Annotated in this window: 12 protein-coding genes; 7 read left to right on the top strand and 5 right to left on the bottom strand. The window is 68.4% G+C overall.

All coding sequences use genetic code 11. The features are described from left to right. Nucleotides 1–21 precede the first annotated feature (21 nt). A complete protein-coding gene (locus ACIHA7_RS03115) occupies nucleotides 22–807 on the bottom strand; it encodes a hypothetical protein (protein WP_397284997.1) in 786 nt (261 codons plus the stop codon). Between the two features lie 341 nt (nucleotides 808–1148). On the opposite strand from ACIHA7_RS03115, the gene ACIHA7_RS03110 reads away from it, so the two are divergent. Beyond that, nucleotides 1149–2375 (top strand): mannosyltransferase, encoded by a 1227-nt coding sequence (locus tag ACIHA7_RS03110; RefSeq protein WP_397284995.1) that lies wholly within the window; start codon nucleotides 1149–1151, stop codon nucleotides 2373–2375. Nucleotides 2376–2378: 3 nt separating this feature from the next. Here ACIHA7_RS03110 and ACIHA7_RS03105 read toward each other — a convergent pair whose 3' ends face one another. Further along, nucleotides 2379–2675 carry a 4a-hydroxytetrahydrobiopterin dehydratase gene (locus tag ACIHA7_RS03105; RefSeq protein ID WP_397284993.1) on the bottom strand — a complete coding sequence of 99 codons (297 nt, stop codon included), beginning with the start codon at nucleotides 2673–2675 and terminating at the stop codon, nucleotides 2379–2381. A 97-nt stretch (nucleotides 2676–2772) separates the two neighbouring features. Further along, the gene (locus ACIHA7_RS03100) at nucleotides 2773–2949 is read right to left on the bottom strand and encodes a hypothetical protein (RefSeq protein ID WP_167768842.1); all 177 of its coding nucleotides are present in this window, start codon (nucleotides 2947–2949) and stop codon (nucleotides 2773–2775) included. Between the two features lie 153 nt (nucleotides 2950–3102). On the opposite strand from ACIHA7_RS03100, the gene typA reads away from it, so the two are divergent. The 6 genes from typA (at nucleotide 3103) to ACIHA7_RS03070 (ending at nucleotide 9966) form a co-directional block, all read left to right on the top strand. Continuing rightward, nucleotides 3103–5001, top strand: a complete 1899-nt coding sequence (typA, locus tag ACIHA7_RS03095) for a translational GTPase TypA (protein ID WP_397284991.1) — start codon at nucleotides 3103–3105, stop codon at nucleotides 4999–5001. A gap of 20 nt (nucleotides 5002–5021) precedes the next feature. Beyond that, on the top strand, nucleotides 5022–6815 hold the full coding sequence (locus tag ACIHA7_RS03090; protein WP_397284989.1) for an ABC transporter family substrate-binding protein: 1794 nt from the start codon (nucleotides 5022–5024) through the stop codon (nucleotides 6813–6815). Beyond that, nucleotides 6812–7687: an N-acetyl-1-D-myo-inositol-2-amino-2-deoxy-alpha-D-glucopyranoside deacetylase gene (gene mshB, locus ACIHA7_RS03085; RefSeq protein WP_397286476.1), complete on the top strand. Its 876-nt coding sequence runs from the start codon at nucleotides 6812–6814 to the stop codon at nucleotides 7685–7687. Before ACIHA7_RS03090 ends, mshB begins: the two co-directional genes overlap by 4 nt. 180 nt (nucleotides 7688–7867) lie before the next feature. After that, nucleotides 7868–9337, top strand: a complete 1470-nt coding sequence (locus ACIHA7_RS03080) for an amino acid permease (protein WP_397286474.1) — start codon at nucleotides 7868–7870, stop codon at nucleotides 9335–9337. Between the two features lie 45 nt (nucleotides 9338–9382). Continuing rightward, entirely contained in the window at nucleotides 9383–9541 is a 159-nt protein-coding gene (locus ACIHA7_RS03075) for a hypothetical protein (protein WP_397284987.1), read from the top strand. A 26-nt stretch (nucleotides 9542–9567) separates the two neighbouring features. Beyond that, nucleotides 9568–9966 carry a hypothetical protein gene (locus ACIHA7_RS03070; protein WP_397284985.1) on the top strand — a complete coding sequence of 133 codons (399 nt, stop codon included), beginning with the start codon at nucleotides 9568–9570 and terminating at the stop codon, nucleotides 9964–9966. Here the strand turns inward: ACIHA7_RS03070 and ACIHA7_RS03065 are convergent. Continuing rightward, nucleotides 9963–11471 (bottom strand): PH domain-containing protein, encoded by a 1509-nt coding sequence (locus ACIHA7_RS03065; RefSeq protein ID WP_397286472.1) that lies wholly within the window; start codon nucleotides 11469–11471, stop codon nucleotides 9963–9965. The two genes, ACIHA7_RS03070 and ACIHA7_RS03065, sit on opposite strands and share 4 nt — an antisense overlap. A gap of 56 nt (nucleotides 11472–11527) precedes the next feature. After that, nucleotides 11528–12025, bottom strand: a complete 498-nt coding sequence (locus ACIHA7_RS03060; RefSeq protein WP_397284983.1) for a PH domain-containing protein — start codon at nucleotides 12023–12025, stop codon at nucleotides 11528–11530. Nucleotides 12026–12065 lie beyond the last annotated feature (40 nt).

The following is a 12065-nucleotide window of genomic DNA, read 5'->3' as shown; positions in this document are numbered from 1 at the left end:
GTCGCCGCCTTCAGCGGAAAATCATGCGACGGTGAAGAATCCGAGCGTCGGCAGGAACGAGCAGGTGCGCGGGTCGGCGCCGTCGGCCTTGGTGGTCAGCGAGCCGGACACCACCGCGACGACCCGGCCGGAGCCGGTGTCGGCGATCGCGGACAGCGTGGCCGGGCCACCCGGGTTGATCTTGGCCTCGTCGGTCAGCGGCTGGAAACCGGTCTGACGGGTGTCGAGGTTCATCCACTGCACCGTCATCGGCGGGTTCTGCTCAGCGGTCGGCGCCTTGGTGCCGAGCGCGGTGAACACGAATCCGGCCTGACCGGCCTTCGGTCCGGGCGGCGGCAGCTGGGCCGGGCCGGACACGGCGAGTGCGGTACCGATCGAGTCGGCGGTCGGGCCGATGCAGCCCTTGCCGATGGTCGGGTACAGGAACTGGGCGATGACCGGGCCGTCCTGCGGGAGTTCGGGGCCACCGCCGCCGCTGCCGTCCAGGAAGGTGATGATCCGTTCCAGGGTGGACTTGATCTGCGGCGGCAGGCCGAGCGTCGCGAGCAGCCTGCGGGCTTGATCGAGGATGGCGGACTGCGGACCAGCCGCGATATCGGCGGGGCCGGCGATCGAACCGATGATGGCGGGGGCCAGGGCGGCGAGGGCGTCGATCGGGACGCCTTCCGGAACCATCGGCACGGTGTTCGGGGACGCCGCAGGCGCGGGCGCGGGCGCCGCGACTGCTGTCGTCGGCGCGGCAAGCGTGGCACTCGCCGCGATGGCGAGCGCGGACAATGCAATCCGCGATCCTCGGGTGCGAAGCACTGGTCTAGCCGTCCTTACCTCGGGTACATCTGGGGCCGATGCTGAAAAGCCATCGTTTCGGGGGTCACTCTAGGGACATCGCGGCTATGTGTACAGCTGCAGCGCCCTAACTGATGGTGCGGACGATCAGTGTTATCAGACGTTAGCGCGCCTCAGGTGTTACTGGTGTTAAAGGTGATGCAAATGTTATCAGTGATTCCCGGGGAGCCGCTGATGCCATGGTGCGACGACCGCGATCGACGCTGCGGTTAATCTAGTCGGAGCCGTCCATCCTTGTCGCCGAACACTCGCATCGCCGGGTGCCGGGCCGACGTACCGCACCCGAGTCGAAAGCCTGCGATTTGAACCGTCAACTCCGATGGGCTGTCTCGGCACTCGGTCTGTCCGTGCTGGCCAGGCTGCTCTGGATGTTCTTGAACAAGAACGGGATCAACGTCGTCGACCTCCACGTGTACGTGGACGGCTCGGCGTCGCTGCTCACCGACCGGCTCTACGACTTCACCTACTCGGAGAAGACCCCGGACTTCCCGCTGCCGTTCACCTATCCGCCGTTCGCCGCCCTGGTGTTCTTCCCGCTGCACTACCTGCCCTTCACGGTCGTCGCGGTCGGCTGGTTGCTGGCCACCGTCGCGGCGCTCTATGTGGTCGTGCGGATCGCGCTGGAGTTGATCCTCGGCGCGCAGCGACTGCGCGAGCCGGGCTGGCAGGCCGCCGCCGTCGGCTGGACCGCGCTCGGGCTGTGGATGGAGCCGGTCCGGACCACGATCGACTACGGCCAGGTCAACGTCTTCCTGGTGCTCGGCGCGATGGTCGCGGTGCGCAGTTCGCGGTGGTGGCTCTCCGGCGGGCTGATCGGTGTCATCGCCGGAATCAAACTGACCCCGGCGATCAGCGGTCTGTACTTCGTCGCGCAGCGGCGCTGGCTCACCGTGGTGTGGTCGGCGGTGGTGTTCGGCGCGACGGTCGGCATCAGCTTCCTGATCGCCCCGCACATGGCGGACCACTACTTCGGCAAGCTGATCGGCAAGGCCGACCGGATCGGTCCGGTCGGCTCGGTGTGGAACCAGTCGCTGCGCGGCGCGCTGAGCCGAATCCTGGGCTACGACGTGGAATCCGGCCCGTGGTGGGTGGCGGGGGTCCTGGTCGTCGCGGTGCTGGCCCTGCTGGCCTGGCGGGCGCTCGCGTTCGACGACCGGATGGGCACGCTGATCATGGTGCAGATGTTCGGGCTGCTCGTCTCACCGATCTCCTGGTCACACCACTGGGTCTGGCTGCTGCCGACGGTGCTGTGGCTGCTCTACGGCCCGCTGCGGCGGGCGCCCGGCGCCAGGATCATGGCGGGCTATTGGCTGGTGACCACGCTGATCGGGGTGCCGTGGGTGCTCTCGTTCGCCCAGGATTCGATCTGGACCATCCCGCGACCGGCCGTGCTCGCCTGGCTCGGCACGGTGAACGTGCTCGGGGCGCTGGCGTTGTTCGTCTGGCTGATCGCGGTCGGCCGACGCCCGCGGTCGGACCCGCCGGAGACGGCGCGCGTGCTCGCCGGCGGCCGCACGCGCGCCGCTTAGCCGTCAGCCGAGCTCGGCGGCCAACTGGTCGATCTTGCGGGCCAGCTCGACGTCCAGCGCGGTGAGACCGCCGGAATCATGGGTGGACAGCGCGAACCCGACCTTGCGCCAGCGGATATCGATGTCGGGGTGATGGTTGGCGGCCTCGGCCGCTTCGGCGACCTGACGGACCAGCTCGATGCCCGCGAGGAAGCTGGGCGCCTGGACGGTGCGGGTCAGGACGTCGCCGTCCCTGATCCAGTCCGGCAGTTCGGCCAGGGCCGTGGCGAGTTCGGTTTCGGTCAGCAACGGAGCACTCATAACCCCGGTTCTACTCCTGTGCCGAGAGTGATGTCCGTCATTGCCGGATCGGTCGAGCGCAACGCGTCGCGCGGGCCGCGGCGGCGGCGCGAAAACGTCAGGCGGCGCGCGCCTGCTTGAGCGCTTTCTTGAGGTCCTTGCCGCAGATGCCTGCGGCTTCGCACTTCTTCATACGCATAATGACCACAGGGCATTTCAGGCAGCGCGTCTTTTTTCGACAGCACTTTTTCTTCGGTTTCAAGCGTGAAACCTGCTTAGCCTTGACCTTGCCCATGTCGGTTAGCATACCCTTAGTACGGTGCCTGAAGCGTAGGGGTGACCCGAACGCAGGTAGGGTGTATATGGCCGCAATGCCCGGTGAGTTTCGATTCTCCACCTGTTTGCAGGGGTCGGCCGGTACCAACACCTAACAGCAGGAGGATTCAGCGTGTCGTCTGCGCGCGATTTTCGCAACGTCGCCATCGTGGCCCACGTCGACCACGGTAAGACGACGCTGGTCGACGCCATGCTCCGCCAATCCGGCGCCTTCGCCGAACGAGCCGAGCTCGTCGATCGGGTGATGGACTCCGGTGACCTGGAGCGCGAGAAGGGCATCACCATTCTCGCCAAGAACACCGCGGTGCACCGCCATCACCCGGACGGTTCCGTCACCGTCATCAACGTGATCGACACACCGGGCCACGCCGACTTCGGTGGTGAGGTCGAACGCGGCCTGTCCATGGTCGACGGTGTCGTGCTGCTGGTCGACGCCTCCGAGGGTCCGCTGCCGCAGACCCGGTTCGTGCTGCGTAAGGCACTGGCCGCGTCGCTGCCGGTGATCCTGGTTGTCAACAAGACCGACCGTCCCGACGCCCGGATCGAGGAGGTCGTCGAGGAGAGCCACGACCTGCTGCTCGACCTGGCCTCCGATCTGGACGACTCCGCCGCCGAGGCCGCCGAGCTCGCGCTCGACCTGCCGGTGCTCTACGCCTCCGGCCGTGAGGGCAAGGCGTCGAAGGAGCGTCCGGAGAACGGGCACGCCCCCGACGCGGAGAACCTCGACGCACTGTTCGACGTGCTGCTCAACAACATCCCGGCGCCCAAGGGCGATCCGGCCGCGCCGCTGCAGGCGCACGTCACCAACCTGGACGCCTCGGCGTTCCTCGGCCGCCTCGCGCTGGTCCGCATCTACCAGGGCGAGCTGCGCAAGGGCCAGAACGTCGCGTGGATGCACGCCGACGGTGTCAAGCAGGTGAAGATCACCGAGCTGCTGCAGACCATCGGTGTCGAGCGTCAGCCCGGCGAGGTCGCCGTGGCCGGCGACATCGTCGCCATCGCGGGCATCCCGGAGATCATGATCGGCGACACCCTCGCCGACATCGACAACCCGGTCGCGCTGCCGCGCATCACCGTCGACGAGCCCGCCATCTCGGTGACCATCGGCACCAACACCTCGCCGCTGGTCGGCCGGGTGCAGGGCCACAAGCTCACCGCCCGCATGGTGAAGTCGCGCCTGGACCAGGAACTGGTCGGCAACGTTTCGCTGCGCGTGCTCGACATCGGCCGCCCGGACGCCTGGGAGGTGCAGGGCCGTGGTGAGCTCGCGCTGGCCATCCTGGTCGAGCAGATGCGCCGCGAGGGCTTCGAGCTGACCGTCGGCAAGCCGCAGGTGGTCACCAAGCAGGTCGACGGCAAGGTGCACGAGCCCTACGAAGAGCTCACCGTCGACTGCCCCGACGAGTACCTCGGCGCGGTCACCCAGCTGCTGGCCGCCCGCAAGGGCAAGATGGTGCAGATGGCCAACCACAGCGCGGGCTGGGTGCGGATGGAGTTCATCGTCCCCTCGCGCGGCCTGATCGGTTTCCGCACCGACTTCCTCACCGAGACCCGCGGCACCGGCATCGCCAACGCCGTGTCGCACGGCTACGCGCCGTGGGCGGGCGAGATCCGGGCCAGGCACACCGGTGCGCTGGTGTCGGACCGGTCCGGCACGGTGACCCCGTTCGCGATGATCCAGCTCGCCGACCGCGGCCAGTTCTTCGTCGAGCCGGGCGCGGACACCTACGAGGGCATGGTCGTCGGCATCAACCCGCGCGCCGAGGACCTCGACATCAACGTGACCCGCGAGAAGAAGCTGACCAACATGCGCAGCTCGACCGCGGACGTGATGGAGACGCTGGCCAAGCCGTTGCAGCTCGATCTGGAAGCCGCGATGGAGTTCTGCGCCGACGACGAGTGCGTCGAGGTCACCCCGGAGGTGGTCCGGGTGCGCAAGGTGATCCTCGGCGCGACCGAGCGTGGTCGCGAACTGTCGCGCCGGAAGGCTCGGGACCGGGCCGCGCTGTAAATCGCGGTAGAGTGCGCAGCGTGAGCTCGGGGGCTGTATCCAGTTGGCGTGGCGGCCCACCTGCCACGTGGCGCGCACTGCTGATCATCGTGACGGCGTCGTTGACGGTGTTCGCCGGTTGCACGGCGAACCCGCCACCGCCGATCGAGAGCACCGACAGCCCGAAGACCACGCCCGCCAAGCCGGGAAAGTCGACGGTGGTCGCGGCGATCGACACCATCGGTATCGGCTTCAATCCGCACCTGCGTTCGGATCAGTCGCCGGCCACGGCCGCGTTGAGCTCGATGGTGCTGCCGAGTCCGTTCCGTCCGGTGCCGAACCCGGCGGCGCCCAACGTCACCGACTGGGTGCCGGACACCTCGCTGATCAGCACGGCCGAGGTCACCGCGCAGGAGCCGTTCACCATCACCTACACGCTGCGCAACGAGGCGAACTGGTCCGACGGTGCGCCGATCGCCGCCGAGGACTTCCAGTTCCTGTGGCAGCAGATGATCTCCCAGCCCGGCGTGGTCGACACGGCGGGCTACCGGCTGATCACCGACATCGGCTCCGCGGGCGGCGGCAAGACGGTGACGGTGACGATGCGTGAGCCGTACCCGGCGTGGCGGCAGCTGTTCGCCAACCTGCTGCCGTCGCATCTGATGAAGGATTCGCCCGGCGGATTCCAGGACGGCTGGGTGCAGAGCATCCGGGTGTCCGGCGCGCAGTTCGCGATCAAGAACATCGACCGCGGCCGCGAGGAGATCCTGCTCGAGCGCAACGCCCGCTTCTGGGGCACCCCGGCCGCGCCGGATGAGATCCTGTTGCGGCGCGGCGGAACTCCCGCGCAGCTGGCGGAGTCGCTGCGCACCAACGACGCGCAGATGACGCTGGTGCACGGCGGCGTCGCGACGCAGGCGCAACTGGCTGCCATCCCGTCGGTGCGCACGGCGATCATGCCGCAGTCGCGGGTGCTGCAGCTCGCGCTCAACGGCCGGACCGGTCCGGTGAGCGATATCCGGGTTCGCCGCGCGGTGCTCGCGCTGCTCGATCCCGCGCTGCTTGCCACGGTCGGCGCGCAGACCGGCGGCTGGGTGGAACCGGCTCGCGCGCAAATACTTTCGCCGTCCGACCCCGGCTACGCGCCGACCGCCCCGCCGCGGCCGCCGGCCGAGGAGGCCTTCGCGTTGCTCGCGGACGCGGGCTACGGCCGTGCGCCGGAGCCGCCGCCGGTGAACTCGCCGACCTCGCCCGCGCCGACCCCGCGACCGGTCGCGAAAAACGGTAAGTCGCTGACCATGCGGATCGGCGCGGTGGAGGGCGACCTCACCGCGCTCGCGGTGGCGAACACGGCCGCCGACCAATTGCGCAGTGCGGGAATAGATGCCACGGTACGCAGCGTGGCCGCCGATCAGCTCTACGGCCGCGAGCTGGTCGAAGGAACGGTCGATGCGATAGTCGGCTGGGAGCGCGCGGGTTCCGACCCGGCCACCGTGCTCGCCTCCCGATATGGTTGCCCGCCACCGGATCCCGGCACGGGTACCGCGGGAACCGCACAGCAGAGCGCGGATCCGGCCCGGCGCGCGCCCGCCAACCTGTCCGGCGTGTGTGACCCCGCGTTGCAGTTCCCGATCGATGAAGCCTTGCGCGGCATCGAAACCGGCCGCGTCCTCGCCGACGCCGAGCCCAAACTGTGGGAGCTGGCCACGGTGCTGCCGATCGTGCAGGACAACCTGGTCGCCGCGGCAGGCCCCCGGGTCGACGGTGCGTCGCTCAGCGGCAGCATCCAGGTCGGCATCTTCGGTGACGCCGGACAGTGGCGCAAGATCCAATGACCGGCGGTCTGCTGCTGGTGCACGCGCACCCGGACGACGAATCCATCACCACCGGCGGCACCGTCGCGCACTACCGCCGCCGCGGCGTGCCGGTGACCGTGCTGACCTGCACCCTCGGCGAAGAGGGTGAGGTGATCGGGGACGAGTGGGCCCAGCTCACCGCCGACCGCGCCGATCAGCTCGGCGGCTACCGCATCCTCGAATTGACCAGGGCATTGCAGGCTTTGGACGCCGCGCCGCCGCGTTTCCTCGGCGGGGCCGGGCACTGGCGGGACTCCGGAATGGCGGGCACCCCGGCGGCGCAGGAGCCGCGCGTCTTCGTGAAATCCGGTGACGAGGCGGTGCGGGCGCTGACCGAGGTGATCCTGGAGCTGCGGCCCCAGGTGGTGATCACGTACGACCCGAACGGCGGCTACGGCCACCCCGACCACATCCGCGCTCACGAGATCACCACGGCTGCGATACCAGCCGCGGCCGAACGCGGTTGGGACACACCGAAATTCTACTGGACCGTCACCGACGCCGACATGCTGCGCCAGCACACCGCCGCACTGGCCAAACGGACCGTGGACGGGCTACCCGGCAGGCTGCCGCCGGGCTGGCGGCTGCCCGCCGAGGGTGAACTCGCGAGCGTGCCGAGCCGCACCGTGACGACCACCCTCGACGTGTCCGACGCGCTGGCCGCCAAACGCGCCGCGCTGCGTGCCCATGCCACCCAGGTGACGGTGGCGCCGTCCGGTCGCGAATTCGCGCTGTCCAACAATGTTGCTCAGCCGGTACTGCCGGAGGAGTGCTTCGTGCTTGTGCGCGGTCGCCGGGGTCCGGTCGGATCGGATGGCCGCGAACATGATCTGTTAGCTGGGCTTGAATAACGAACTTCTGTCGATTGTCCGGCTGGTCTTCCGCAGTTCCTGCCATATCACGGCATAATCTCCGAACGTGTCCTGAGCTGCAAATATTCGTAGCTTGAGGGTTGCTGTTACCCCGAAAACTTTCGCCGGGTACCGTTCGGCGTGATCTCGAATTCATCGATGTGGAGGGCGAAGCGGTTCATGACGGCGGTCGGCGACAAGGCGCACCTCAGCATCGAGGACGAGGGGTACCACAAGAGTCTCAAACCGCGGCAGTTGCAGATGATCGCCATCGGTGGCGCCATCGGCACCGGGCTGTTCCTCGGCGCGGGCGGCAGGCTCGCCAACGCGGGGCCCGGCCTGTTCCTCGTCTACGGCGTCTGCGGATTCTTCGCGTTCCTCATCCTGCGCGCGCTCGGTGAACTCGTGCTGCACCGGCCCTCGTCCGGGTCGTTCGTCTCCTACGCGCGTGAGTTCTTCGGCGAGAAGGCCGCGTTCGTGGCCGGCTGGATGTACTTCCTCAACTGGTCGATGACCGGCATCGCCGACACCACCGCGATCGCCCAGTACTTCCACTACTGGTCCGGGTTCAGCAGCATCCCGCAGTGGCTGCTCGCGCTCATCGCGCTGGTCGTGGTGCTCAGCATCAACCTGATCTCGGTGAAGTGGTTCGGTGAGATGGAGTTCTGGGCCGCGCTGGTCAAGGTGTTCGCGCTGAGCGCGTTCCTGATCGTCGGCACCATCTTCCTCATCGGCCGCTTCACCGTGCAGGGGCACCCGACCGGGCCGAGCGTGATCGCCGAGAGCGGCGGGCTGTTCCCGACCGGTGTGCTGCCGCTGGTCGTCGTGGTCTCCGGCGTCGTGTTCGCCTACGCGGCGGTCGAATTGGTCGGCACGGCGGCGGGCGAGACGGAGAACCCGGCCAAGATCATGCCGCGCGCGATCAACTCGGTGATCGCCCGCATCGCCATCTTCTACGTCGGCTCGCTGGTCCTGCTCGGCCTGCTGCTGCCCTACACCGCCTACACGGCCAAGGAAAGCCCGTTCGTCACCTTCTTCACCATGCTCGGCGTGCCCGGCATCGGCAGCGTGATGAACCTGGTGGTGCTCACCGCCGCGTTCTCCAGCCTCAACGCCGGGCTGTACTCGACCGGGCGCATCCTGCGGTCCATGTCGATGAACGGCAGCGCGCCGAAGTTCACCGGCGTGATGGGGCGCAACGGCGTTCCCTACGGCGGCATCCTGCTGACCAGCCTGATCGCGCTGGTCGGCATCGCGCTCAACGGTGTGGTGCCGGACCGGGCCTTCGAGATCGTGCTGAACATGGCCTCGCTCGGCATCGTCGCCTCCTGGGCCACCATCGTGCTGTGCCAGCTGCAGCTGTGGCGGTGGTGCAAGCAGGGCAAGGCGGAGCGGCCGTCGTTCCGCATGTTCGGTGCGCCCTATACGGGCCTGCTCACGCTGGTGTTCCTGTTCTTCGTGGTGGTGCTGACCGGTTTCGACTATCCGGTGGGCACCTGGACCGTCGCCTCGCTGGCGCTGATCATCCCGATGCTGATCGTCGGCTGGCTGGTCGCGCGCAAGCGGGTGCTGTCCATCGCCGAGGAGCGCGCCGGCTACACAGGCGAGTTCCCGGTGGTCGCCAATATCCCGATGGATGGGGACAAGTGATCATGCGGGTCCCGCCCGCGTCGACGCCGGAATAGACTCGTTCGCATGTACAACTGGTCGGTCCAGGACGCGATCGTCGCGTTCGTGGACAGCATGAAGCCGAACTGGCAGGCGCAACACGACCTGTACCTGAGGGCGCTGTACGGGTTCGTCGATATGCAGAGCCACCTGCTGACCCTCCTCGGCTTTCCGCCGGTGCCGTGAGGGCGGCCGTCGACGGTCAGGTGCCCGTGACATACCGGGAGTCACCCGCCGCCGCACCGCCCTGGCTGGCGCCGCTCACCTTGGCGGTGCTGGTGCTCGACGCGCTCATCACGCTCGCGCTGGAGGTGCTGTACCTGCCGTTCTACTTCGGCAGCATCGCGTTCCCGCTGTCGGGTGTGCTGGCCGGTGCCGTCAATGTCGCGCTGGTGCTCGGCGCCCGCGCCGTCTCGCCGCGGACCGCCGCGATGTTCTTACCCTTGGCCGCTTGGACTTTCGGGTTCCTGCTGTGCGCGAGCACCGGTCCGGGCGGTGACATCGTGCTCGCCAGCGACTGGCGCACCGTGCTGCTGCTGTTCTGCGGTCTGGTGCCGCCGCTGGTGTTCATCTACATTCGCGTCAATTCCGGGTTGTTCAGCAAGCGTTAGCGACGGCCCAGCTGGCCTGGGGTCACCGCATCGATGAGGGCCCAGGCTTCGTCGAGCGGAATATCGACCACGTGGTAGCGCTTCTTGCCCGCGGCGGCGGCTGCGACCAGGGTGGCGACGCCGGCCCGGCGCTGGAAGAACGTCTGCCGGACGGTCCAGCCGATCACGCCGGGCGCCTCCAGGCAGTCGCGGTCGCGATCCAGCGAGCCCGACCGCGTGATCAACCAGGTCGGGCTGGTGGGGGTCGCGGGGAGAACGGTGTGGCCGAGGCCGCGATAACGGTCCTCCGCCAGCGCGAGCGCGACCGGAACCAGCAGCACGGGCACCAGCCACCACCACGGCGAGAAGTCCGCGCCCGCAACCGAGAAGCCCAGCATGACCAGCGCCGCCACGGCGATCGGCGTCAGCGTGCGGGTGTGGCGTCTGCGGCGGGCGACCGGCCCGTGCGTGCGCAGCGGCGCGTTACCGGGGCTCGGGCCCGTGGCGGGCCGGGCAATGGTCTTGTCCTGGAACTCGTTCGGGGCGAGCAGGTGGCTCAAAGTGTGTTCGATGGCGGTGCGCGGGGCCTGGGGGAGGATCTTCTGGCGCGGGTTCTCCCCGACCATGATCGCCTCAAGCTCGGCGGCGCCGGCCAGGCGCAGCAGCAGCGGCTCGTTCACCGTCGCACCGCGGAAGCGGGCCAGATCCAGGGTGATCTGGCGGGTGGTGAACAGCCCGTGCCGCAGGTGCAGCGTCCGGCCGTCGTCGGTGACCCGCAGGCCGAAATACGTTGTCAGATAACGGGCGCAGGCGGCGAGGCTGACCACCAGCACGATCGCCGCGATGAGCACGATGGCGCCGAGGGCGATGATCACCGCGCCGCCGTTCTCCACCCACTGCACGGCGTCGGAACGGAACAGCACCTGGCCGACGCCGTACTGGAAGGCCAGACCGACGATCGGCGCGACGATCGCGAAGCCCGTCAACGACAGTGGCGCGTACTTAACCCAGCTCGGATTCCAATGGGCGATCTCGCGTCGGGACCGTGCCTCCGGGGCTTTCGCCATCGTGACACCGGTCGGGTCAACGGTCGGATCAGGTTGTCCGGCAACGCTGTGCGGCGTTCCGGTGTGCGCGAGCAGGGCGGTGCGCAGGTCGGGCACCAATCGCGCGTCCAGCGCGTCCAACTTGAACTTCTCGCCCGACTCCGCCTGCTGCCCGGTGCCGATGGCAAGCACCGCGAGCCCGAGGAGGCGGTGCAGCAGATCCGCCTCGATGTCCACCGACCGGATTCGAGACCGCGGCACCGCCAGCTTCTTGCGCTGAATCAACCCGGTGCGCAGTTCCACATGGGTCGGTCCGACCCGATAGGTCGTGGTGAACCAGCGGGTGAGCGCGAACGCGACGATCAGGATGAGCGGGAAGACGCTCCACACATGGTTGCCGCTGCTGGTGCCGAGGATTACCGAGCCGATCAGCACCGGAATGAACTTGATCACCTCGGTGACCGGGTGCACCAACAGCATTCGCTTATCCAGCCGCGACCACGGTCGATCCGTCTCCGGCGCTAGGGCCGCCTCGTTCACGTCGCGTCTCCACGATGCTGCGCGGCGATCCGGGTCAGCCGGGTGACCGTCTCCTCGGCCACCGGCAGGTCGAGGGCGGAGATCTGCACCGCGCCCGCGGACGAGGCGGTGGTCACCGTCACCGTGGCCAGGCCGAGCAGCCGCTCCAAGGGGCCGCGTTCGGTGTCCACCGTCTGCACCCGCGAGATCGGCGCGACCCGGCTCTCCTGCGACAGCCAGCCGACCCTGGTGTACACCGCCTCCTCGGTGACCTCCCAGCGATGCACCGCGTACCGCCACCACGGCACCACGGCGATGTGCAGCACCGCGAGCACCAGCGTCACCAGCAACACCACCAGCTGCCAACGCCGATGTTCGGAGTCGAGGATCGCCCAGACCAGCTGCGCCGCGAACGGAACCACCCAGACCAGTGCGCCCTGCACGGTCCACAGGAGTTTGGCCTTGGGGCTGGGACGCCAGGCCGGATCGGCCATGATCGTGCGCGGCTGGGACATGCTTGCCATGGTTCCATGAACTTCGGCCGCCGGGGCTGCC

Source organism: Nocardia sp. NPDC052316, from assembly GCF_044547795.1.
Lineage (GTDB): Bacteria > Actinomycetota > Actinomycetes > Mycobacteriales > Mycobacteriaceae > Nocardia.
The sequence above is the reverse complement of the archived record's forward strand: the minus strand, read 5'-3'. Positions and strand labels throughout refer to the sequence as shown.

Excerpts from the sequence above, each read along its gene's own strand:
- ACIHA7_RS03060 (WP_397284983.1), bottom strand. The coding sequence starts at position 12,025 with ATGTCCCAGCCGCGCACGATCATGGCCGATCCGGCCTGGCGTCCCAGC.
- ACIHA7_RS03105 (WP_397284993.1), bottom strand. The coding sequence starts at position 2,675 with ATGAGTGCTCCGTTGCTGACCGAAACCGAACTCGCCACGGCCCTGGCC.
- mshB (WP_397286476.1), top strand. The coding sequence starts at position 6,812 with ATGACCGGCGGTCTGCTGCTGGTGCACGCGCACCCGGACGACGAATCC.
- ACIHA7_RS03065 (WP_397286472.1), bottom strand. The coding sequence starts at position 11,471 with ATGCTGTTGGTGCACCCGGTCACCGAGGTGATCAAGTTCATTCCGGTG.
- ACIHA7_RS03100 (WP_167768842.1), bottom strand. The coding sequence starts at position 2,949 with ATGGGCAAGGTCAAGGCTAAGCAGGTTTCACGCTTGAAACCGAAGAAA.
- ACIHA7_RS03080 (WP_397286474.1), top strand. The coding sequence starts at position 7,868 with ATGACGGCGGTCGGCGACAAGGCGCACCTCAGCATCGAGGACGAGGGG.
- ACIHA7_RS03075 (WP_397284987.1), top strand. The coding sequence starts at position 9,383 with ATGTACAACTGGTCGGTCCAGGACGCGATCGTCGCGTTCGTGGACAGC.